This window comes from Metabacillus sp. KUDC1714, from assembly GCF_014217835.1.
Lineage (GTDB): Bacteria > Bacillota > Bacilli > Bacillales > Bacillaceae > Metabacillus > Metabacillus rhizosphaerae.
The window spans coordinates 1,678,435-1,702,500 of the sequence record NZ_CP055263.1 but is presented as its reverse complement, the minus strand read 5'-3'; the positions used below and the strand labels follow the sequence as shown (position 1 = coordinate 1,702,500).

Genomic DNA, 24,066 nt, shown 5'->3' with positions numbered 1-24,066 from the left:
GTACCGGGGCTAAACGTATCACCGAAGCTGTGGACTGTTCTTTTAGAACAGTGGTAGGAGAGCGTTCTAAGGGCTGTGAAGCTAGACCGTAAGGACTAGTGGAGCGCTTAGAAGTGAGAATGCCGGTATGAGTAGCGAAAGAGGGGTGAGAATCCCCTCCACCGAATGCCTAAGGTTTCCTGAGGAAGGCTCGTCCGCTCAGGGTAAGTCGGGACCTAAGCCGAGGCCGAAAGGCGTAGGCGATGGACAACAGGTTGAAATTCCTGTACCACCTCCTCACCATTTGAGCAATGGGGGGACGCAGAAGGATAGGGTAAGCGCGCTGTTGGATATGCGCGTCCAAGCAGTTAGGCTGACAACGAGGCAAATCCCGTTGTCATATAAGGCTGAGCTGTGATGGCGAGGGAACTATAGTACCGAAGTTCCTGATTCCACACTGCCAAGAAAAGCCTCTAGCGAGGTGAGAGGTGCCCGTACCGCAAACCGACACAGGTAGGCGAGGAGAGAATCCTAAGGTGAGCGAGAGAACTCTCGTTAAGGAACTCGGCAAAATGACCCCGTAACTTCGGGAGAAGGGGTGCTTTTTAGGGTGAATAGCCCGGAAAAGCCGCAGTGAATAGGCCCAGGCGACTGTTTAGCAAAAACACAGGTCTCTGCGAAGCCGCAAGGCGAAGTATAGGGGCTGACGCCTGCCCGGTGCTGGAAGGTTAAGGGGAGAGGTTAGCGTAAGCGAAGCTTTGAACCGAAGCCCCAGTAAACGGCGGCCGTAACTATAACGGTCCTAAGGTAGCGAAATTCCTTGTCGGGTAAGTTCCGACCCGCACGAAAGGCGTAACGATCTGGGCACTGTCTCAACGAGAGACTCGGTGAAATTATAGTACCTGTGAAGATGCAGGTTACCCGCGACAGGACGGAAAGACCCCGTGGAGCTTTACTGTAGCCTGATATTGAATTTTGGTACAGCTTGTACAGGATAGGTAGGAGCCTGAGAAGCCGGAGCGCTAGCTTCGGTGGAGGCGTCGGTGGGATACTACCCTGGCTGTATTGAAATTCTAACCCACAGCCCTTATCGGGCTGGGAGACAGTGTCAGGTGGGCAGTTTGACTGGGGCGGTCGCCTCCTAAAATGTAACGGAGGCGCCCAAAGGTTCCCTCAGAATGGTTGGAAATCATTCGTAGAGTGTAAAGGCACAAGGGAGCTTGACTGCGAGACCTACAAGTCGAGCAGGGACGAAAGTCGGGCTTAGTGATCCGGTGGTTCCGCATGGAAGGGCCATCGCTCAACGGATAAAAGCTACCCCGGGGATAACAGGCTTATCTCCCCCAAGAGTCCACATCGACGGGGAGGTTTGGCACCTCGATGTCGGCTCATCGCATCCTGGGGCTGTAGTCGGTCCCAAGGGTTGGGCTGTTCGCCCATTAAAGCGGTACGCGAGCTGGGTTCAGAACGTCGTGAGACAGTTCGGTCCCTATCCGTCGTGGGCGTAGGAAATTTGAGAGGAGCTGTCCTTAGTACGAGAGGACCGGGATGGACGCACCGCTGGTGTACCAGTTGTCTTGCCAAAGGCATAGCTGGGTAGCTATGTGCGGAAGGGATAAGTGCTGAAAGCATCTAAGCATGAAGCCCCCCTCAAGATGAGATTTCCCATAGCGTAAGCTAGTAAGATCCCTGAAAGATGATCAGGTTGATAGGTCTGAGGTGGAAGCGCGGTGACGTGTGGAGCTGACAGATACTAATCGATCGAGGACTTAACCACAAAATATACAGCAGCCTAACGGCTCCTGTAAAAGCAAGAGAAGCTTAGTGAATTGAATTGTGAATCGTTATCTAGTTTTGAAGGAATAACCCTTCAATTTCATAAATTATCTGGTAATGATGGCGAAGAGGCCACACCCGTTCCCATGCCGAACACGGAAGTTAAGCTCTTCAGCGCCGATGGTAGTTGGGGGTTTCCCCCTGTGAGAGTAGGACGTTGCCAGGCAAATCAAAAAGAGTTAGCAAAGGCTGACTCTTTTTTTAGTCTAGATATTCATTTGACCAGCTCTCTTTTTATGCCATTTGTTCTACAGAATATGTCTAAGGGTTTCTTCGGTTTAACGAAAATTTATCCTGTTAAATTTCAATAATTATAGGAAGGATCATTGGCTTTCTCTTAGTTTGAGTAAATAAATATTGGCCAACTGATTTTTTTATGCTTTGTTTAATCACGTTCCACTGAATTTTATTCCCTTTTTGTAGATCGTTAACAGTTTTTGTAATAAGGCGATTAACTTCTCTTATGAGTTCCTCAGAATCTCTATTAAACACGAACCCACGTGAAATGGTGTCAGGTTCAGAAACTAGCTTTCCTTCCCTTTTACTCATCGTTAAAACAATCACGAGCATTCCGTCTTCAGAAAGTTGTTTGCGATCTCTTAACACCATGTCCCCGACATCACCTACACCTATTCCATCCACATAGGTATTGCCTGCTGGTATTTTGCGAGTTTGGCGGGCAATAGAATTTGTAATATCTACAACATCACCATTGTTCATAATAAATGTGTTTCCTTGTTCTACTCCAACAGATTCGGCTAATAATCGATGATGGTGTAACATTCTATACTCACCGTGGATGGGTATAAAGTATTTTGGCTTCATTAGTGTAAGCATTAGTTTTAAATCTTCTTGATAGCCATGACCAGATACATGCATTCCTGATGTACTTCCCGTTCCGTAAATCACTTTGGCTCCAAGTGTGAGTAAGTTGTCTACGATCCGTGTGACATTCCGTTCATTCCCTGGTATTGGACCTGCTGCAAAAATAACCGTATCCTCTGGTAAAATGTCAACACCCCGAAAGTTTCCAGTAGATAATCGGGCAAGGGCTGCTAATGGTTCACCTTGGCTCCCCGTACATAAGATGGCTACCTTTTCAGGGGCCAATTCATTGATTTCATGTTGTTCAATGATCATCCCATCAGGAACTGTTAAATAACCACGTTCAATTGCAATATCCACTACATTTACCATACTGCGTCCAAGTAACGATATCTTTCGATTTGTTTTTTGTGCAGCATCCACAACTTGCTGAATGCGATTAATATTAGAAGCGAACGTTGAAAGAATTACTTTGCGTTCTGCTTTCATGAAGGCGTCCTCAACATGTTTACCTACCATTTGCTCTGATGGGGTTAAACCAGGACGTTCTGCGTTGGTACTTTCAGATAGTAGAAGGAAGACGCCATCTCTTCCGATTTCTGCCATTTTATGAATATCCGAATGTTCATTATTCGCGGGGGTCAAATCGAACTTGAAGTCTCCAGTATGTACGATTTTTCCCTCTGGTGTGTTAAAAACAACCCCTAAGCAATCAGGAATACTATGATTTACTTTGAAAAAAGTTACATTGATGTCATCGAAATTTAAATTTGAGCTAGAGTCAATTTCAATCAGTTCAGTATCCCTTAAGAGTTTATGTTCTTCTAATTTTAATTCAATTAAACCTAGTGTGAAACGTGTTGCATATACGGGTACATTTAATTTTTTTAAGAAGAACGGGATTCCTCCGATATGATCTTCATGTCCATGAGTAACGATTAATGCTGTTATTTTATCTTTATTTTCTAGTAAGTAGGTAATATCAGGAATAATCAAATCAATTCCTAATAAACTTTCATCTGGGAACTTATTACCACAGTCGATAATCACAATATTATTGGAATATTCAATTGCATACATGTTCTTTCCGACTTCATTTAAGCCACCTAAAGCGAAAATAGATAATACATTCTCTTTTGTGCTCAAGATTATAGCCTCCTAGATTCAATATATATTAGCTAATATTCCCTTTGAGGGATCAATTATTAGGGAAAGAAGGTATAAAGGGCATTGAAGTGAAGTAAAGTGATCATTATTATTAGAATTTACATAAACTGTACAGAAGTTAATTTGAGAATTTAACATTATCAATTCTTAAATAAATAGAAACAAAAGTGGCTTAAAGCAAGGGACAAACCTATATTTTTTATAGTGTATAAGAAGTTATCTCTTGCGTTGTTGCAAATGGTTCTTTACAATAGTAAAGTTATAGAAGAATGATGAAAAGGGAGTGTCTACATGTCAGAAAGCACACCTGTTCAAATCCATGTTATATCGGAAATCCACAATGAGCACGATCATGAAAAAGAAACAATTGAGGTCCATACAACAGGGGAGCATGTCCTAAAGGGAAAGACCATTTATTTACGATATGAAGAAGAGCATGAGCTTGGCTTTGTTAAAACAACAGTAAAAGTAACGCAAAATGAGGTTGTTGTAATGCGCTCAGGAGCTGTTACTATGAAGCAACGCTTTATTCAAGATGCGCAAACCTTAACAAATTACTCTACACCTTTTGGCAGGCTTCAACTAGAAACAAATACAAAATCGCTATCATTTGAAACACATGAGCTTGAAGGTAAGCTCGTTATTTTATATGATTTGCAAATAGATGAAAAAGAGAAGCATGTACATAAACTAATGTTGACATATAAGGAGGAACAAAAATGAATATCGTTGAACAAGTTAAAGAACGATTAAAGGATGAAATCAAGGCCGCTGTGATCAAAGCAGGTCTTGCAGAAGAAGCACAGGTACCTGACGTTCTTTTAGAAATTCCAAAAGAAAAAGCACATGGGGATTATTCGACAAACATGGCGATGCAATTGGCTCGTGTAGCAAAAAAAGCACCTCGTATGATCGCGGATGACATTGTCGCAAATTTTGATAAAGAAAAAGGGTCGATTGAAAAGATTGAAATCGCTGGTCCAGGCTTTATTAATTTTTATATGAACAATAGCTATTTAACAGAATTAGTCCCATCTATTTTAAAAGCAGGGGCTAACTATGGTGAAACAAATATTGGTAACAAAGAAAAGGTTCAAGTTGAATTTGTTTCTGCAAACCCAACAGGTGACCTTCATCTAGGTCATGCTCGTGGTGCTGCAGTTGGCGATTCCTTATGTAATGTTCTAACAAAAGCAGGCTATGATGTGTCACGTGAATATTACATCAATGACGCTGGAAATCAAATTAACAACCTAGCTCGTTCAGTTGAAGCGCGTTATTTACAAGCTTTAGGTAAGGACGCTGAAATGCCTGAGGATGGCTATCATGGTGCAGATATTATCGGAATTGGGAAAAAGCTTGCTGAAGAATTTGACGACAGATTTGCTGAGCAGGACAGTGAGGAACGTTTAGGATTCTTTAGAGAATATGGCTTAAAATATGAAATGGGCAAGCTAAAAGCAGACCTAGAAGAGTTCCGTGTCGCATTTGATGTTTGGTATTCAGAAACATCGCTTTACCATAATGGGAAAATTGATGAAGCTCTGGCGGCACTTAAGGAAAAAGGCCATATCTATGAAGAAGAAGGCGCAACTTGGTTCCGCTCAACAACATTTGGAGATGACAAAGACCGTGTACTCATCAAAAATGACGGTTCTTATACGTATTTAACACCAGATATTGCTTACCACAAGGACAAGCTTGACCGCGGATTTACAAAGCTTATCAACGTATGGGGAGCAGATCACCATGGCTATATCCCACGTATGAAAGCTGCCATTGAGGCGCTTGGCTATGGCAAGGAAACACTTGAAGTAGAGATCATTCAACTTGTTCATCTATATAAAAACGGTGAAAAAATGAAAATGAGTAAGCGTACTGGTAAAGCAGTGACAATGAGAGATTTAATTGAAGAGGTTGGTCTTGACGCAGTTCGCTACTTCTTCGCGATGAGAAGTGCTGATACACATATGGATTTTGATCTAGATCTTGCTGTTTCAAAATCAAATGAAAACCCTGTTTACTATGCTCAATATGCACATGCGCGTATTTGCAGCATGCTTCGCCAAGGAGAAGAGCAAGGCTTAACATTTGACGACAACTTAAAGCTTGATGAAATTTCATCTGAAAAGGAATTTGACCTTTTGAAAAAATTAGGTGAATTCCCTCAAGCAGTTGCAGAAGCAGCTCAAAAACGAATCCCACATCGCATCACAAATTACATTTACGATTTAGCATCAACACTACACAGCTTTTACAATGCTGAAAAGGTGTTAGATCCTGAAAATACAGAGAAAAGTCGTGCAAGACTCGGTTTAATGAAAGCAACACAAACAACATTACAGAACGCTCTTACATTGATTGGCGTTTCGTCGCCTGAAAAAATGTAATTAGGTAAAAACTCAGATGGGAATTCTCATCTGAGTTTTTTTATGTAAAATTTAATGGTGACTTTGCAATCTTGGTCAATATTTTTGCAAGTATGAAGATGGATTTTGGCAAAATAGCCACTAGTTTTGCAAGATAGAAGAGTGATTTTGCAATCTTAGCGACTAATTTTGCAAATATAAAGAGGAATTTTGCAACTTGACCAAATAATCTTGCAAATCCAAGGAGGAATTTTACAACTTAACCAAATAATCTTGCAACTCCCCAATTCTATGCATCTACCACTCAATCGTTGCACCCCCAACCCGTTTTACACCTCTAATTTTGCTAAGATCCTCACAAAGTCTAAGAGCGGCTTTATCCTTTTGCTTTGCTTCAATCATAAAGTCTAAATCCACATTCATTTCCTTCAACACCTTCACTAAAGGCAGCAAAAATTCAGCATCGACATAGTCGGCATGACTTCTGTATTCCTTTTCAGATTTAGGTGAGGATACATGAATTTTGGGCTGGATGCCAATCCAAGACCATGTTTTAAAAATGTCAGGTAATAAGTCTTCAACAGCCTCATCATCCTCTTTATTAGCCATAAAATGATGATAGTCAAAAAGCAAAGGGATTCTCTCCTTTTGACAAATTGTTAACGTTTCTGTTGCAGTATAGGTTTTATCATCGTTTTCAAGTGTCATGCGCTTCTTAATATAATCAGGGAGTTGCTTAATATTGGTGTGAAAACGTTCGGTTGCAGCCTGCTTGTTTCCATATGCACCACCAACATGGATATTAATAATCGCTTCATTCGCAAGTCCCATTGCCTCTAAAACGTCATAATGGTATGCCATATCACCAACTGCATTGTCAGTGATATGTGGTTTATCACTCGTGAACAGTGTAAATTGATTTGGATGAAAACTAGTACGAAGCTTATGTTTTTTCACAAGTTGTCCAATTTCAGACAGTAAATCCTTAAAAGGAGTTCTGTAATCCCAAAGCACCTCAGGATGTGTTGCTAACGGCACAATCGATGATGAAAAGCGGTACAAATAAATTTCTTGAGCAATATTATAATGAATCATTCGTAGCGTGTGCTCAAGATTTTTTCTCGTCACATAAAGAAGCTGCTGTTTTCTCTCGTTTTCATCAAGTTTTTTCCAGCGAGTAAACGTTAATGCTTTTGCTGGAGAGCAATCCCAAAGAGAAAGTGCATGTGAAACATATCCAAATCGAATAATCATCCAATTCCCCCTTGTATACTAATCAAGAGACTCTTTATAAAAAGTGAGAAATTATCGTTGCAAATACTTCTTTGCCTCGTTTTAGATAGGAACGCTTTTTATAAGCCTCATAGGTTAAAAGCTCAGATCGACGAAAATCTTCACTGATTTGTTTTTTAACAATTTGGATAAACTCTTGATCAAAGATTAAACAATTCATTTCATCGTTCAAATATAAGCTTCGTTTATCAAAATTAGCTGTTCCAATGTCACAAAGATGGTCATCGATTACGATGCACTTCGAATGATAAAATCCATAGTAAAATTGATAAATTTCACAGCCTGCAAGTAAAAGCTTGCCAAAGTAAGGGTAGGAGGCTTCCTGAACAAGGGGATGATCTTCTTTCATCGGCACCATAATTTTTACGTTTACTCCTCTTGCGATTGCGGCTAACAGTTCATTAAGTATTGTTTTACCTGGAATAAAATAGGGGGAGCAAATAATGATTTCCTGTTGGGCATCTCTTATGAATGAAATAAAATGGTCATTTAAATGTTCGCCATAAGTTGAAATGAACTTATGTGTCTTTGTCCCCTCAGGCTGACTAGGGAAATAACGAGTATCCTTACGTTTATCTTCCTCAGTAGCATCATACCAATCCTTAAAAAATTGTTCTTGTAAATCGTTTACCCCTGTACCAGTAATTTTAAGATGATAATCTCTCCAATAACCGAATTTAGGATCCTTCCCAATATACTCTCTTGCAATATTAAAGCCTCCCAAATAGGCGAATTTCCCATCAATAACAGTTATTTTACGATGATTTCTAGCTTGAAGTGTGTAAAAAATATAAGGGAATTTTACTTTGTGTGAATAGGCAAAGTTAACACCTTTATCCTTTAGTTCGTTAATTTTGTGTTTTTTAAGCTTAAAGCATCCTACATAATCAAGTAATAGGCGTACTTCAATTCCTTGAATTGCCTTTTCACCTAATAATGAAAGAAATTCGTTACTAACCTCATCATTTTTTACAATAAAAAATAAAACATGAATGCTATGTTGACAATTTTTAATTCGCTCAAATAAGTCCTCATATAGCTTTTCTCCGTCGATAAACAGGTTAATCTCACTTTTCCTCAAAGGATATTGAGTATATTTGGATTTGGAAAGATGATCTCTTCTTCCAAGATGATAGTCGATTGTGAACCAACAAATAAGTGCCACTAATATCAAACATATGGTAATGAAGATAGCCAAATTTCATTCCTCCTAGTAGCAAGCTATATTTACAATAGTCTTGGCTTGAGGTGCATTTTTTATGTATTGATCCACACGACGCATATTTTGTTTTCAATTGAATACATTTGGAACAATCATTTATACATTCAGTATGAAAAAGTATTGACTGAATGCTCATTCATTTATTATCATAGTAGTATAATGTAAATGCAGAATTTTAGAAGCGTTATGACCAAAGGGGAGAATTACCAAGTAAGAAATGGCCTGCAACAACTGGGAGATTGGGGGAAAAGGAATGGATGCATTACTATGGGTTAATTTTATTGCATTCTTAATTGTAACCGCTTACGCAGTACACTTATTTATCTACTTAATTCGAACGAGGATGGCCTACATTAAGCTAGGGAAAAAAGTTGAATTCGATGGTGAGGTAAAAGAGAGACTTCAAAAAATATGGGTGAATGTTTTTGGACAGAAAAAGTTGTTAAAGGATAAGAAGAGCGGGATCATCCACGTAATGTTTTTCTATGGGTTTATCCTTGTTCAATTTGGAGCGATTGATTTTATTGTAAAAGGGCTAATTCCTGGTGCTCATTTACCACTTGGACCGCTCTATCCAGCTTTCACCTTTTTTCAAGAGATGGTTACGTTCATGATTTTAGTAGCTGTCGTTTGGGCGTTTCATCGGCGCTATGTTGAAAAGCTTGTTCGACTAAAACGTGGCTTTAAATCAGGATTAGTCTTAATTTTTATTGGCGGACTTATGTTATCTGTCCTTCTTGGTAATGGAATGGGGATTATCTGGCATGGACATGAGCTTACATGGTCAGAACCAATTGCCTCATCATTAGCCTTTTTACTTAGCTTTGTAGGAGATACTGGATCAATTGTCGTCTTCTACATAGCATGGTGGATTCACTTATTATTCTTACTAACATTCCTAGTATATGTGCCGCAATCAAAGCATGCCCATCTAATTGCAGGACCAGCAAATGTGTATTTTAACAGAGTTTCAAATCCTGGCAAACTTGAAAAAATTGATTTTGAAGACGAAACACAAGAAACATTTGGTGTTGGGAAAATTCAAGACTTTACTCAGCCACAATTAATTGATTTGTATGCATGTGTTGAATGTGGACGTTGTACAAATATGTGTCCTGCTACAGGAACTGGGAAAATTCTTTCGCCAATGGACTTAATTCTTAAGCTTCGCGATCATTTAACCCTTACCGGTGCTGCTGTTACACAAAAACAGCCATGGGTACCAGCTGTAGCGTTTAACAATACAAAGGGGAACCAAATTGCGATGATGGCAGCAGGTTCTGGCGTACAAGAGTCTGCAGCAGCAGCTGTTGATTACAATCCATCCTTAATCGGTGATGTCATCACAGAAGAAGAAATCTGGGCCTGTACAACTTGTCGGAACTGTGAAGATCAATGCCCAGTAATGAATGAGCATGTTGATAAAATCATCGATATGCGCAGATATCTTGTGTTAACAGAAGGAAAAATGGATGCTGATGGAAAGCGTGCAATGACAAATATTGAACGTCAAGGCAACCCATGGGGATTAAACCGCAAAGAGCGTGAAACATGGCGTGAGGCTCGTGAAGATGTTATCGTACCTACCGTAAAAGAAATGAACAAGGCTGGTGAAGAGTTTGAATACCTATTCTGGGTCGGCTCAATGGGCTCATATGATAATCGCAGCCAAAAAATAGCCTTATCATTCGCAAAGCTTCTAAATAAAGCAGGAGTGACATTTGCCATTCTAGGTAATAAGGAAAAGAACTCTGGTGATACACCACGTCGTCTCGGAAATGAGTTTTTATTCCAAGAGCTTGCGACTAAAAACATTGATGAATTTGTGAAAAATGATGTGAAAAAGATTGTCACCATCGATCCGCATGCCTATAACATCTTTAAAAATGAGTACCCTGACTTTGGTCTAGAAGCTGAAGTCTATCATCATACAGAACTACTTGCAAAATTAGTGGAGGAAGGAAGATTGAATCCACAACAGCCTGTCAATGAAACCATTACCTTCCACGATTCCTGTTATCTTGGAAGATACAATGAAGTATACGAGGCACCTCGAACAATTTTAAAAGCGATTCCTGGTGTAAAACTCGTTGAAATGGAACGCAATCGTGAAAAAGGAATGTGCTGTGGTGCAGGCGGTGGCTTGATGTGGATGGAGGAAGACACAGGAAGTCGCATAAACGTAGCAAGAACAGAGCAAGCCCTAGCTGCAAACCCAACTGTCATCAGCTCAGGATGCCCATACTGCTTAACAATGCTTAGCGACGGAACAAAAGCTAAAGAAGTAGAAGAGCAAGTAAGCACATATGACGTAGCAGAACTATTGGAGAAATCAATCCTTTAAGAAGAGGGGGACAGTCCCCTCTTTGACAATGAGTACAAGTTGAGCGAGCGTTCGGTCAGTCAAGTTAGGATTGTAAACGGTTACTGAAATATCGAGTGGGATTTTAAATAATAAGTTTGACAGATTTCGGGGACAGTCCCCAACAATCAACAATACAATGTTTGGGGACAGTCCCCAATAATCAAAAAGGGGAGAGATAACATGGCAAAAACAGTGATTTTAAGTGGAGTAAGAACACCGGTAGGGAAATTTGGTGGATCACTTTCAACGTTAACGGCATCTGAGCTTGGTGGTATCGCTATAAAAGAAGCGCTAAAACGTGCTAATGTTGCTGGCGAACAAGTTAATGAAGTGATTTTTGGAAATGTTCTTCAAGGTGGGCAAGGACAAATCCCGTCACGCCAAGCTGCGCGGCAAGCAGGCCTCCCGTGGAATGTAAAAACGGAGACAATTAATAAAGTTTGTGCGTCAGGATTAAGAAGTGTCACTTTAGCAGATCAAATCATCCGAGCCGGGGATGAGGAGGTTATCGTAGCTGGTGGGATGGAATCGATGAGTAATGCACCATACCTTTTACCCAAGGCACGCTTTGGACTAAGAATGGGTGATGGTACTGTTAAAGATTTAATGATCCATGATGGGCTAACTTGTAGTTTCACAGGTGTTCATATGGGCACATACGGTAACAGCACATCAGCAGAATTAAATCTTACTCGAGAACAACAGGATGAATGGGCACTAAGAAGCCATCAGCGTGCCGTTCATGCACAAGAGTCTGGTTTACTAAGTGAAGAGATTGTACCAGTAGCGGTTCCACAGCGTAAAGGTGATCCAATCGTAGTTGAAAAAGATGAAGCACCACGTAAAGATACATCAATTGAGCGTCTTTCAAGTCTTGCCCCTGTTTTTGATCATGACGGTACAATTACAGCAGGTAATGCCCCAGGAATTAATGATGGAGCTGCAGCACTTGTTCTCATGAGTGATGAAAAAGCACAAAAGGAAGGGCATATTCCGCTAGCTACCATCATTGGACATACAGCAGTTGCAGTAGAAGCGAAGGATTTTCCAAAAACACCGGGACTTGTTATTAATGAGCTTTTAAAGAAAACAGGAAAAACCGTCAGCGATATTGACTTATTTGAAATTAATGAAGCATTTGCAACAGTAGCATTAGCAGCTAACCAAATTTCAAATCTTGATCCAGAAAAGGTCAATGTAAACGGTGGAGCTGTAGCGCTAGGACATCCGATTGGCGCAAGTGGGGCAAGAATCATTATTACCCTTATTCATGAATTAAAGCGCAGAGGCGGAGGAATTGGTGTTGCGGCGATTTGCAGCGGCGGAGGTCAAGGCGACGCAATTATGATTGAAGTGTAATCTAGCGATGGGGACAGTCCCCAATTGCTCTGTGGGGACTGTCCCCCATTTAAAACCAAGGGGGATGGATATGGAGATTCAAAAGATAATGGTCATCGGGGCTGGGCAAATGGGCTCAGGTATTGCCCAGGTATGTGCAAGTGCGGGCTTCGATGTCATTTTACATGATATAAAAGAGGAATTTGTAAATAAAGGCTATCACTCCATTGAAAAACAGCTGCAAAGGCAAGTGGAAAAAGGCCGACTAACACCACAAGAAAAAGATGAAACACTTCAAAGAATTACACCCTCTGTAGAACTCTCAAACGCACGTTTTATCGACATCGCCATTGAAGCAGTTGTTGAAAAAATGGATGTGAAAACAACCCTTTTTCATGAGCTTGATCAATTAGCACCAGACCATGCCATTTTAGCAACCAACACATCATCATTGCCGATTACTGAAATTGCTGCGGCAACAAAACGCCCAGAAAAAGTAATTGGTATGCACTTTATGAATCCAGTGCCAGTCATGAAGCTAGTTGAAATTATTCGCGGGCTTGCAACAGATGATGAAGTATTTCAGAACATCTACGACTTGACAAAAAAATTAAATAAAGTCCCAGTTGAAGTAAATGATTTTCCAGGCTTTGTATCCAATCGAATCTTAATGCCAATGATTAATGAAGCAATTTATACCGTTTATGAAGGGGTTGCTTCACCAGAGGCAGTCGACGAGGTCATGAAGCTTGGGATGAATCATCCAATGGGACCACTTACATTGGCCGACTTTATTGGTCTAGATACATGTCTTTTTATTATGGAAACACTTCACGAGGGCTTTGGTGATGATAAATACCGACCATGCCCATTACTCCGTAAATACGTTAAGGCAGGATGGTTAGGGAAGAAGACAGGTAGAGGATTTTATAGCTATTAAAGGTTATTCAAAAAGCCATCAAATGATAAGCAGCGAATCATAGGAGTGCTCGGTTTTTTCGGTTTAAATGTCCGCAAAACTATAGTGACCTGACGTTCTTGCTTCTAGTTTGTCAGCAATTTGATTTCGATTAGTAAGGTTTGACCTATTCCAAAGGGGTGGCATCAAGTGAAATTACATTTTACAGAAGAACAAATCATGATGCGGAAGATGGTTCGCGAATTTGCAAAGTCTGAGATAGAGCCGTTTGTTGAAAGTATGGAAAAAGGAGTATTCCCGCGAGTAATCCTAAAAAAGATGGGAGAGCTTGGGCTAATGGGAATCCCTATTCCTGAAGAGTACGAGGGCGCTGGCATGGACTTTACTTCATATATGATCGCAATCCATGAAATTTCAAAAGTAAGTGCAGCACTAGGAGTGATTCTTTCTGTTCATACTTCAGTTGGAACCCTCCCGATTTTAGCGTTCGGATCAGAAAAGCAAAAGAAAAACTATGTGACGAAGCTAGCAAAGGGTGAGAAATTGGCAGCGTTTTGCCTGACGGAACCAAGCTCTGGCTCAGATGCCGCTAGCATGAAAACACGTGCAGTTAAAAGTGGAAATCATTATCTATTAAATGGTTCAAAAATGTTTATCACAAATGGCGGTGAAGCCGATACGTACATTGTTTTTGCAAGAACTTCGAGTGGATCTGGAAGCGCTGGGATTTCCGCATTTATTGTTGATAAGGATGCTCAAGGATTAATAATTGGGAAAGACGAACACAAAATGGGATTGAATGGCTCTAGAACCGTTCAATTGATCTTTGAGAATGCCCAGGTACCTATAGAAAATCTTCTTGGTGAAGAGGGTCAAGGGTTTAAAATTGCGATGGCAAACCTTGACGGTGGCAGAATTGGCATCGCAGCACAGTCGCTTGGAATTGCTGAGGCGGCGCTTGAAAAGGCAACATTATATGCAAAAGAGCGACATCAATTTGGAAAACCAATTGCTAGCCAACAAGGTATTGCTTTTAAACTAGCAGATATGGCGACAAATGTGGAAGCGGCAAAACTATTAGTCTATCAAGCTGCATACTTAAAGGGAAATAACCTGCCATGTGGAAAACAGGCAGCAATGGCAAAGCTATTTGCTTCTAAAACAGCGATGGAGGTAGCGACTGAAGCTGTCCAAATCTTCGGTGGCTATGGCTATACAAAGGATTATCCGGTAGAACGATATTTTCGCGATGCAAAGGTATGTGAAATTTATGAAGGTACGAGTGAAATACAACGAATTGTTATCAGTAAGCACCTACTAAAAGAAAGGTTCAGTTAAAGCTCACTGTTGTTTCTTGCACTTTGTTGATTGGAGGCTCACGTACCGCCCGCGGAAATCAACAACCAAATTTAACAGAACCAAAAGAAAAGTAAGATGACTCGGGGGATGATCACATGTATTTTAAGTTATCTGATGAACACGAAATGTTAAGAAAGATGGTTAGAGACTTTGCGAAGAAGGAAGTAGAACCAACAGCAGCTGAGCGTGATGAGCAGGAACGTTTTGATATGAACATTTTTAGAAAAATGGCTGATTTAGGATTGCTAGGGATTCCATGGCCTGAGGAGTATGGCGGCATCGGTAGTGATTATTTAGCATATGTCATTGCTGTTGAGGAGCTATCAAGAATCTGTGCCTCAACTGGTGTGACACTATCTGCTCATACATCTTTAGCTGGCTTTCCTTTATTCAAGTTCGGAACAGAAGAGCAAAAGCAAAAATACTTAAAACCAATGGCATTAGGGGAGAAAATTGGTGCGTACGGTTTAACAGAGCCTAGCTCGGGTTCTGATGCTGGCGGAATGAGAACAAATGCTAGATTAGAAGGGGACCATTATGTCTTAAATGGCTCGAAGATTTTCATTACAAATGGTGGTATTGCTGATATTTATCTCGTATTTGCGATAACAGATTCGTCTAGTAAGCATAAAGGAACAACAGCCTTTATCATTGAAAAAGACTTTGAAGGATTCTCTGTAGGGAAAAAAGAGAGCAAGCTCGGGATTCGATCTTCACCAACAACAGAGATTATTTTTGAAGAATGTAAGGTACCAAAGGAAAATGTGTTAGGCGAAATAGGAGAAGGCTTTAAAATTGCGATGATGACATTAGATGGCGGTCGAAATGGAATTGCCGCCCAAGCAGTTGGAATTGCGCAAGGAGCATTAGATGCAGCTGTTGCTTATGCGAAGGAGCGAGAGCAGTTCGGAAAACCAATTGCCGCACAACAGGGAATCAGCTTTAAGCTTGCTGATATGGCAACAAATATAGAAGCGGCACGGCTCTTAACCTATCAAGCGGCATGGCTTGAATCCGTTGGCCTACCATATGGCAAAGAATCAGCGATGTCAAAGCTATTCGCTGGGGATACTGCGATGAAAGTAACGACTGAAGCTGTCCAAGTATTTGGGGGCTATGGTTATACAAAGGATTATCCCGTTGAACGTTATATGAGGGATGCGAAGATTACGCAAATTTACGAAGGTACACAGGAAATCCAACGCCTGGTTATTTCCCGTATGTTAACGAAATAAACAAAGTTTCTAGGGTGAAAACATTAAGTTTGGAACAATTTTAGCTTTATAAAAAGAGGTAAAGCGGATCCGGCCACTTACCTCTATAGGATTGGTGGGAGGTAGATGAAAAAGCGTGAGGTGCTTGCATCTGTCAAGGATGAGAGATTAATAGAAAAGCGGCGGGATCAGATGGTTAAAGGTGCGGTAACCCTTTTTAAAGAAAAGGGGTTTCACCGGACAACTACTAGAGAAATTGCTCGCTCTGCAGGTTTTAGTATCGGGACATTATATGAATACATTCGGCAAAAAGAGGATGTGTTGTACTTAGTTTGTGATACGATCTATGATCAGGTACACATCCGGCTTGAACAGGATATTGATATGAAGCAAGGAACAATCGAAAGCTTAAAGCTAGCGATAAAAAATTATTTTAAAGTAGTCGATGACATGCAGGATGAAGTTCTTGTTATGTACCAAGAAGCAAAGTCCTTATCAAAAGATGCACTTCCATATGTATTGAAAAAAGAAGCTGAAATGGCTGCAATGTTTAAGAAGATTATTGAAAGCTGCATCAAAAATGGTGAATTAACACTAACAGAGCAAGAATCAGAACTAATCTCCCATAACATAATCGTTCAAGGGCAAATGTGGGCTTTTAGAAGATGGACGATTCAAAAAAACTATACGATTGACGAATATATTGAGCTGCAAACAAAGGTGATTTTACAAGGCGTTGGTGAGAAATAGTATTCATTTCTCACAGAATGCCATGAAAAGAAATCGAAGTTCACCGATATCACCAAATTTCATCCTGGCCATTCACATCAAGAGCTACATTTCATCCGAACTAAAAAAATATTAATTTTACACAACTGAAAATAAAAGGGGGGTATATAGATGGCAACAAACGAAATCTACAAACCGAAGCACCCAGTTCGCTTTGTAACGGCATCAAGCTTATTTGATGGGCATGATGCTTCGATAAATATTATGCGTCGTATTCTACAAGGGAGTGGTGCTGAGGTCATTCATCTTGGTCATAACAGATCAGTAGAAGAAATTGTATCAGCAGCTATTCAAGAGGATGCTCAAGGAATTGCCATTTCCTCGTATCAAGGGGGACATGTTGAATTTTTTAAATATATGTATGATCTTTTAGCTGAAAGAGGAGCTGGGCATATACGTCTCTTTGGTGGCGGCGGTGGCGTCATCATTCCTCGGGAAATAAGAGAATTACATGAGTATGGGATTGCAAAGATCTTTTCACCTGAGGATGGTAGGGAATTAGGTCTGCAAGGAATGATCAATTATATGTTAAAGGAATGTGATTTTTCAACTGTAAATGAAAGTGACATGGACCTTGAGAACCTGAAAATAGGAGAGCCTAAAGCTGTTGCAACGTTCATTTCCTATGCAGAAGCAAAGGTTCTTCATAATGAAGTATCTGCTGGTGTTGAATCACTTTTTAAGCAAGTTAATCAACTCGAATCAAATGCACCAGTTATCGGTATAACGGGAACAGGTGGAGCTGGAAAAAGCTCATTAACCGATGAATTAATCAGAAGGTTTCTAAATGAAGTACCTGAATTGAAAATTGCTGTGCTTTCTGTTGATCCGACTAAGCAAAAAACGGGTGGTGCGCTTTTAGGAGATCGAATCCGGATGAATGCGATTTTTTCACCAAGAGTGTATATGAGGAGCCTAGCGACTCGGAAATCAAAAACCGAGCTTTCCTTAGCGATCCAAGACGCCATTTCAGTTGTAAAAGGTGCTGGCTTTGGCTTAGTTATTGTTGAGACGAGCGGAATTGGTCAAGGAGATGCTGAAATAGCGGAAATTTGTGATCTATCTCTCTACGTCATGACAAGTGAGTTCGGTGCACCATCACAGCTAGAAAAAATCGATATGATCGACTATGCAGATTTAATCGTCATTAATAAATTTGAGCGCAAAGGCTCTGAGGATGCAAAACGCCAGGTGCAGAAGCAATATCAACGAAGTCGGCAATTATTTGATCAGCCGCTAGATGCTATGCCAGTGTATGGGACAATTGCTAGTCAATTCAATGACCTCGGTACAAACACATTATTTGCTAGACTTTTGGAGTTAATTAATGAAAAGGCAAATAAAAAGTGGCAAACGTCCTTGCCAGTAGCGGATGATGTTGAAAAGCAAAACGTAATTATTCCCCCAGAAAGAAGATATTATTTACGAGAAATTAGTGAAACAGTAAGAAATTATCACAAGCAATCAGAAGAACAAGCAAATGCAGCAACAAAGCTCTTTCAAGTAAAAGGAACAGTAGAGACTCTTGCAAGCCAAGAAGGAAACGAAGAAGTGATCCGCTCGTTACAGGAATTACAAGTAAGACTTGAAGAAAATTTAACGACACAATCTAAAACACATCTAAAACAATGGGAAGAAATGAAAGAGAAATATGCTCAAAATGAGTTTACAACTGTTATTCGAGACAGAGAAATTATTACTAATTTAAAGACTGTTTCATTATCCGGTTTATCCATCCCAAAGGTGTCATTACCTAAATATAAGAATGATGGCGACATTTTATCCTGGCTTTATAAAGAAAATGTACCAGGTTCTTTCCCTTACACTGCTGGAGTATTCCCTTTTAAACGCGAAGGTGAAGACCCAAAACGACAATTTGCAGGTGAAGGAACGCCGGAACGAACTAATCGCCGTTTCCATTATTTATCAAAGGATGATACTGCAAAACGGTTAAGTACAGCTTTTGATTCGGTGACTTTATATGGCGAAGATCCAGCACATCGCCCAGATATTTATGGGAAAATTGGTGAGAGTGGAGTAAGCATTTGCACATTAGATGATATGAAAAAGCTATATAGCGGCTTTGACCTTTGTGCTCCTTCTACATCAGTGTCGATGACGATAAATGGTCCGGCACCGATCATCTTAGCAATGTTTATGAATGCGGCAATTGAGCAACAAGTGGAGAAAAAAGAAGTAGAACTTAATCGCTCCCTTACCGAGCACGAATATGATGCAGTAAAATCCTTAACCCTACAAACTGTTAGAGGAACAGTCCAAGCAGATATTTTAAAAGAAGACCAAGGACAAAATACATGTATTTTCTCAACAGAATTCGCATTGAGGCTCATGGGGGATATTCAACAATATTTCATTGATCAAAAGGTGAGAAATTATTATTCTGTCTCAATTTCTGGCTATCATATCGCAGAAGCTGGGGCAAACCCAATTTCCCAGCTAGCGTTTACGCTATCAAATGGTTTCACGTATGTAGAATATTATTTAAGCAGAGGCATGGATATAAACTCATTTGCGCCAAACCTGTCCTTCTTCTTTAGTAATGGACTTGATCCAGAATATACAGTAATTGGTCGGGTCGCAAGAAGAATATGGGCTACTGTTATGAGAGATAAGTATGGTGCAAATGAACGAAGTCAAAAGCTTAAATATCATGTTCAAACATCAGGGCGTTCTTTACATGCTCAAGAAATTGATTTTAATGATATTCGTACGACATTACAGGCTCTAATGGCGTTACATGATAACTGTAACTCCCTTCACACAAATGCTTACGATGAAGCAATTACAACTCCGACAGAAGAATCTGTTCGTAGAGCAATGGCGATCCAAATGATTATTACAAAAGAACACGGCTTAACCAAAAATGAAAATCCGCTGCAAGGCTCTTTTATTATCGAGGAATTAACGGATTTAGTAGAGGAAGCAGTTCTTCAGGAATTTGATCGAATCAATGAACGCGGCGGTGTACTTGGCGCCATGGAAACCCAATATCAGCGGGGGAAAATCCAGGATGAATCAATGCATTACGAAATGAAAAAACACACTGGTGAACTGCCGATTATTGGCGTCAATACGTACCTTAATCCAAATCCCCCATCACAGGAATCGGTTGATAATATGGAGCTTGCTCGTGCAACTAAAGAGGAGAAAGAAACACAAATTAATAATTTAAGTGCTTTCCAGCAAGCAAATGCCAAGAAAGTTGATGAGGCGTTACTAAGATTAAAGAAAACCGCAATTGAAAATGGTAATATCTTTGCAGAGCTTATGGAAACAGTAAAGGTAGCAAGTCTTGGTCAAATAACACAAGCACTCTACGAAGTTGGCGGACAGTATAGACGGAATATGTAATAATATATCTCGCTCATGATTAGCAGGCTGCTAATCATGAGTTTTTAATCGTAGTTTAAATGAAAAAATTGCAAGATTATTACCCAAACTTGCAAAATTCTCTTCTATAGTTGCAAAATAAGTACTTAAAGTTGCAAGATTCCGCTTCAAAGTTGCAAGAACACCCCGAATTTAGAGGTTAGAGGCCAGATTATGTGACCTTCTATTAAATTCAAAGCGCAAAAAGTTCTTTTGAATATTTTTTACGTGATAAATGTGGCATAAACTGCTAGAATTTGTTTATAATGAATGGTATGATTTGCAGACTTGACTTTAGATTTATACATATTTACGTATTAAATAGATGATTTACCTAGAAAGGGAGTGCCGAGCTTTGAGTCTAAAGCAATTAACAGACGAACAAATAAAAGAAATGGCAATGGTAGAGGTTGCCTATGAACTTTTTGTAGAAGGTAAAAAACCGTACATTTTTAGTGAATTAGTAGAGGAAGTTTCTTCGCTTCTTGGGTTAACAAAAAAACAAGTAGAAGATAAAATCGCTCAATTCTATACAGATATTAATATCGATGGCCGTTTTATTTGTGTAGGAGAAAACATGTGGGGATTACGTACTTGGTATCCTTATGAGCAAATTGAAGAAGAAATTGTGCCAGTTGCGAAGCCTAAAAAGAAAAAGGCGAAAAAAGGTGTCGAGGATGATCTTGAGGATGACTTCGATGTCATTGATGAAGATCTAGATTACGATGACTTTGATGACACTAGTGACGATGACGACGATGATGATGATTTCGATGATATAGACGATGTAGATTTAGACGACGATGATGATGATGATCTCATTGATGATGACGATGAAGATTATGATTTAGATGATGATGAAGACGATGATGAAGATGAACTAGATGATGAAGAGGAAGAAAAATAAGCGTAAATCGTCTTGACTTTCTTTTTTCAACTAGGTAGAATCTATTTTGGGCTCTTAAAAAAGCAATCGTATTGTATTTATTATACATTTACAGCTCCCTTTCAACTTGTTTGGAAGGGGGCTTTCTATTTTTATGTGGAAAATGAGGATTTTGAGCTTAGTTTTTTATTTAGCTCTAGTGTCTAGACCCTAGACCCTTGAGGTCATAAGCCAATTTGCATGAGGCTGAGCAAGGCGCTTTTCGCTTTTCTAGTAAGATTTTTAAGTTTTTGTACAAAATAACATATATAGCTTCTTTAGGGGGAAAATCATGACAAAGTATATTTTTGTAACAGGTGGAGTTGTATCATCATTAGGAAAAGGAATAACAGCTGCTTCATTAGGTAGATTATTGAAAAACCGCGGTGTAAGTGTGACAATTCAAAAGTTTGATCCTTACATAAATGTGGATCCAGGAACAATGAGTCCCTATCAGCATGGTGAGGTTTTTGTAACAGGTGATGGCGCTGAGACTGACCTTGATTTAGGTCACTATGAGCGTTTTATTGATGTTAATCTAACTAAGTTTAACAATGTGACAACAGGTAGAATATATTCAACGGTATTAAAGAAAGAACGTCGTGGCGATTATCTTGGCGGAACAGTTCAAGTTATTCCTCACATCACGAACGAAATTAAGGATCGTGTTTTCCGTGCTGGAAAAGAAACAGGTGCAGACGTTGTTATTACTGAAATTGGTGGAACTGTTGGTGATATCGAATCATTACCATTTTTAGAAGCAATTCGTCAAATTAAGAGTGATGTCGGCCGTGATAATGTTATGTACATTCACTGTACACTCATTCCATATATCAAAGCAGCAGGTGAAATGAAAACAAAACCAACACAGCATAGTGTAAAAGAACTTCGTAGTTTAGGTATTCAACCAAACGTGATCGTTGTTCGTACTGAAATGCCGGTTTCTCAAGATATGAAGGATAAAATTGCCTTATTCTGTGACATCGATACCAATGCTGTGATCGAGTGCCGTGATGCAGAAACACTTTATTCAATTCCATTGGCTTTACAAGATCAACATTTAGATTCTATCGTATGTAAACACTTGAAGCTTCAATGTAATGAAGCAGATATGACTGAGTGGAAAGAACTGGTAAAACGTGTGACAAATCTTTCTAAAACAACAAAGATTGGTCTAGTTGGAAAATATGTTGAATTACAAGACGCTTATATCTCTGTTGTAGAGGCACTTCGTCATGCGGGTTATGAATATGATTCAGACATTGAGATCAAATGGATTAATGCAGAAACATTGAATGAAGACAATGTGAAGGAAGAACTTGAAGATGTCGATGGAATTTTAGTTCCTGGCGGATTTGGTGACCGTGGGGTAGAAGGAAAAATCCTTGCTACAACATATGCACGTGTGAACAAGGTTCCATTCTTAGGAATTTGTCTTGGTATGCAGGTTGCATCAATTGAATTTGCACGTAATGTTGTAGGCTTAAAAGGTGCCAATTCATCTGAAATTGATCCTAACACGCAATACCCTGTTATTGACTTACTTCCGGAGCAAAAGGACATTGAAGATTTAGGTGGAACATTGCGCCTAGGATTATCTCCAAGTAAGTTGATCGAGAACTCACGTGCTTATGAAGCATACAAAGATGAAGTTGTGTATGAGCGTCATCGTCATCGTTATGAATTTAACAATGAATACCGTCAAGCAATGGAAGAAGCAGGCTTTGTTTTCTCTGGGACAACTCCTGATGGACGCCTTGTTGAAATTATTGAAATTAAAGATCATCCATGGTTTGTGGCATCACAATTCCACCCGGAATTCACATCTAGACCAACTAAACCACAACCATTATTCCGTGATTTTGTTCGTGCGTCATTATCTGAATCAGGGAAAAATTAACAATACACTGGTAAAAAATAGTTAAATAGCTTTTTTAGTATAGGAATTGAGCTAACTTATCTTAAAAGGATAAGTTAGCTTTTTTGTGTAATGTTAATTTGCAAGATTGTTTTCTGAAGTTGCAAGATTTTGATTAAAAGTTGCAAGATTCCCCTTCAAAATTGCAAGATTCCTCATGAAAGTTGCAAAAAAAACTTACTTTTTGCAATAAAGATATAAAAAAAGCAACTAGCTCTTGCCAATTGCTTAATATTCATCCTCATATTCATTTAACATCTCTTTAATAGTGAAGGTGATCGCATAATATACATATAACGATGTCATTAACGCAGGGAATCCGTATCTTTCCCCGTCATCACCAGGAATTAGTGGCTGACGTAGCTTAGCATCTACATGAAGGTCTGTAATAGATTCCAACCCTGGAGCAGCATTTTTAACTAAAGCAGAAACACCAACTGTTTGCACTCCCTGGTTTGAAAGAGTTTTGGCAATAGAGATTGCTTCTTCATCTGTTGATCGATACGTAAAAAGAAGCACTCGATCTTCTGAAGAAAGCTTTTTTACTTGTCCATTTTGATCAAGAAGTGCCTCAGCACGATTAAAGGGCTCACTACTCATTAAAGCCTCCAAGACAATACCATGAAGCTCGTTAACCCCATAAATATATAGGGTTCCTTCTCCGATTAAAGCTTGTGCAAGAAGTCTTGCACTATCTTCTATATTTATTTCTTCTTGGTCTAGTATTCGATTAAAGTGACCAGTTAATTGTGTCGTGAAAATTTTCATCATAAGTAGCAAAGATCTCCTTTCACATTTCACATGTATAAGGTATTATAACGAAAAGTAGTAAAATCTAAAAGAGAACCAGTTTTCCGTGAGACTGTAGGGGAAGATTAGATATTACTTAAATGTCATTAGATCCAGCAAAATATGACAATGATAAGCAGAAATTGTCGACAAATGATTCGAGTTATTTTGCAGGAAATAATAAGTAAGAAAAGAATTACTTAAGTTATGATATAGATAATTTAATCAACAATGTGGACGAATGTTAATGAAAAACCCTAGTTAATTGGTTAAAAAGCTACGGTCTTTAGTACCGATTGCTTAAACTGGGTTAGTAGGAAGCAAGCTAGATTAAGTAACGAACAGAAAGTGCTGATAAACTTTGTACAG

15 protein-coding genes and 2 rRNA genes (1 of these 17 only partly in view) are annotated in these 24,066 nt (G+C 39.5%); 13 read left to right on the top strand and 4 right to left on the bottom strand.

The window, feature by feature from the left end:
- Window positions 1-1,756: ribosomal RNA gene (locus tag HUW50_RS08150) — 23S ribosomal RNA — on the top strand; it begins 1,175 nt to the left of the window's first position.
- 109 nt (window positions 1,757-1,865) lie between these two features.
- Window positions 1,866-1,981 (top strand): 5S ribosomal RNA (gene rrf, locus HUW50_RS08145).
- Window positions 1,982-2,112: 131 nt separating this feature from the next.
- Here the strand turns inward: rrf and HUW50_RS08140 are convergent.
- Window positions 2,113-3,786 (bottom strand): ribonuclease J, encoded by a 1,674-nt coding sequence (locus HUW50_RS08140; protein WP_066328489.1) that lies wholly within the window; start codon window positions 3,784-3,786, stop codon window positions 2,113-2,115.
- 312 nt (window positions 3,787-4,098) lie between these two features.
- Between HUW50_RS08140 and HUW50_RS08135 the strand changes: the two genes are divergently transcribed.
- Window positions 4,099-4,530: a YwiB family protein gene (locus HUW50_RS08135; RefSeq protein WP_066328490.1), complete on the top strand. Its 432-nt coding sequence runs from the start codon at window positions 4,099-4,101 to the stop codon at window positions 4,528-4,530.
- Entirely contained in the window at window positions 4,527-6,197 is a 1,671-nt protein-coding gene (gene argS / locus HUW50_RS08130; protein ID WP_066328495.1) for an arginine--tRNA ligase, read from the top strand. Before HUW50_RS08135 ends, argS begins: the two co-directional genes overlap by 4 nt.
- 276 nt (window positions 6,198-6,473) lie before the next feature.
- Here the strand turns inward: argS and uvsE are convergent, their stop codons facing one another.
- Both uvsE and cls read right to left on the bottom strand, forming a co-directional pair.
- Entirely contained in the window at window positions 6,474-7,430 is a 957-nt protein-coding gene (gene uvsE / locus HUW50_RS08125; RefSeq protein ID WP_066328496.1) for a UV DNA damage repair endonuclease UvsE, read from the bottom strand.
- Between the two features lie 34 nt (window positions 7,431-7,464).
- On the bottom strand, window positions 7,465-8,661 hold the full coding sequence (gene cls, locus HUW50_RS08120) for a cardiolipin synthase (protein ID WP_396652623.1): 1,197 nt from the start codon (window positions 8,659-8,661) through the stop codon (window positions 7,465-7,467).
- A 283-nt stretch (window positions 8,662-8,944) separates the two neighbouring features.
- Here cls and HUW50_RS08115 point away from each other — a divergent pair, with 283 nt between their 5' ends.
- The 9 genes from HUW50_RS08115 to HUW50_RS08075 all read left to right on the top strand — a co-directional run bounded on the left by HUW50_RS08115 (window position 8,945) and on the right by HUW50_RS08075 (window position 22,890).
- Complete coding sequence (locus HUW50_RS08115; protein ID WP_066328497.1) at window positions 8,945-11,035, top strand: (Fe-S)-binding protein; 2,091 nt, start codon at window positions 8,945-8,947, stop codon at window positions 11,033-11,035.
- A gap of 201 nt (window positions 11,036-11,236) precedes the next feature.
- On the top strand, window positions 11,237-12,415 hold the full coding sequence (locus HUW50_RS08110) for an acetyl-CoA C-acetyltransferase (RefSeq protein WP_066328499.1): 1,179 nt from the start codon (window positions 11,237-11,239) through the stop codon (window positions 12,413-12,415).
- A 70-nt stretch (window positions 12,416-12,485) separates the two neighbouring features.
- Window positions 12,486-13,334, top strand: coding sequence for a 3-hydroxybutyryl-CoA dehydrogenase (locus tag HUW50_RS08105; RefSeq protein WP_066328500.1), 849 nt, complete (start codon window positions 12,486-12,488; stop codon window positions 13,332-13,334).
- A 168-nt stretch (window positions 13,335-13,502) separates the two neighbouring features.
- Entirely contained in the window at window positions 13,503-14,651 is a 1,149-nt protein-coding gene (locus HUW50_RS08100) for an acyl-CoA dehydrogenase (protein ID WP_185653822.1), read from the top strand.
- 116 nt (window positions 14,652-14,767) lie between these two features.
- On the top strand, window positions 14,768-15,907 hold the full coding sequence (locus HUW50_RS08095) for an acyl-CoA dehydrogenase (RefSeq protein WP_185653821.1): 1,140 nt from the start codon (window positions 14,768-14,770) through the stop codon (window positions 15,905-15,907).
- A gap of 105 nt (window positions 15,908-16,012) precedes the next feature.
- On the top strand, window positions 16,013-16,636 hold the full coding sequence (locus HUW50_RS08090) for a TetR/AcrR family transcriptional regulator (RefSeq protein WP_066328513.1): 624 nt from the start codon (window positions 16,013-16,015) through the stop codon (window positions 16,634-16,636).
- A gap of 150 nt (window positions 16,637-16,786) precedes the next feature.
- A complete protein-coding gene (icmF, locus tag HUW50_RS08085; protein ID WP_185653820.1) occupies window positions 16,787-20,047 on the top strand; it encodes a fused isobutyryl-CoA mutase/GTPase IcmF in 3,261 nt (1,086 codons plus the stop codon).
- A 373-nt stretch (window positions 20,048-20,420) separates the two neighbouring features.
- Complete coding sequence (gene rpoE / locus HUW50_RS08080; protein ID WP_066328521.1) at window positions 20,421-20,972, top strand: DNA-directed RNA polymerase subunit delta; 552 nt, start codon at window positions 20,421-20,423, stop codon at window positions 20,970-20,972.
- 310 nt (window positions 20,973-21,282) lie between these two features.
- Complete coding sequence (locus tag HUW50_RS08075) at window positions 21,283-22,890, top strand: CTP synthase (RefSeq protein WP_066328522.1); 1,608 nt, start codon at window positions 21,283-21,285, stop codon at window positions 22,888-22,890.
- 246 nt (window positions 22,891-23,136) lie between these two features.
- Here the strand turns inward: HUW50_RS08075 and HUW50_RS08070 are convergent, their stop codons facing one another.
- Window positions 23,137-23,679 (bottom strand): DUF2529 family protein, encoded by a 543-nt coding sequence (locus tag HUW50_RS08070; RefSeq protein WP_185653819.1) that lies wholly within the window; start codon window positions 23,677-23,679, stop codon window positions 23,137-23,139.
- Between the last annotated feature and the right edge of the window lie 387 nt (window positions 23,680-24,066).

What these genes read in the sequence shown, in the direction of transcription:
- HUW50_RS08090 (WP_066328513.1), top strand. Translation starts at nt 16,013, where the DNA reads ATGAAAAAGCGTGAGGTGCTTGCATCTGTCAAGGATGAGAGATTAATA.
- argS (WP_066328495.1), top strand. Translation starts at nt 4,527, where the DNA reads ATGAATATCGTTGAACAAGTTAAAGAACGATTAAAGGATGAAATCAAG.
- icmF (WP_185653820.1), top strand. Translation starts at nt 16,787, where the DNA reads ATGGCAACAAACGAAATCTACAAACCGAAGCACCCAGTTCGCTTTGTA.
- HUW50_RS08095 (WP_185653821.1), top strand. Translation starts at nt 14,768, where the DNA reads ATGTATTTTAAGTTATCTGATGAACACGAAATGTTAAGAAAGATGGTT.
- HUW50_RS08135 (WP_066328490.1), top strand. Translation starts at nt 4,099, where the DNA reads ATGTCAGAAAGCACACCTGTTCAAATCCATGTTATATCGGAAATCCAC.
- HUW50_RS08105 (WP_066328500.1), top strand. Translation starts at nt 12,486, where the DNA reads ATGGAGATTCAAAAGATAATGGTCATCGGGGCTGGGCAAATGGGCTCA.
- HUW50_RS08075 (WP_066328522.1), top strand. Translation starts at nt 21,283, where the DNA reads ATGACAAAGTATATTTTTGTAACAGGTGGAGTTGTATCATCATTAGGA.
- uvsE (WP_066328496.1), bottom strand. Translation starts at nt 7,430, where the DNA reads ATGATTATTCGATTTGGATATGTTTCACATGCACTTTCTCTTTGGGAT.
- HUW50_RS08070 (WP_185653819.1), bottom strand. Translation starts at nt 23,679, where the DNA reads ATGATGAAAATTTTCACGACACAATTAACTGGTCACTTTAATCGAATA.
- HUW50_RS08110 (WP_066328499.1), top strand. Translation starts at nt 11,237, where the DNA reads ATGGCAAAAACAGTGATTTTAAGTGGAGTAAGAACACCGGTAGGGAAA.
- HUW50_RS08115 (WP_066328497.1), top strand. Translation starts at nt 8,945, where the DNA reads ATGGATGCATTACTATGGGTTAATTTTATTGCATTCTTAATTGTAACC.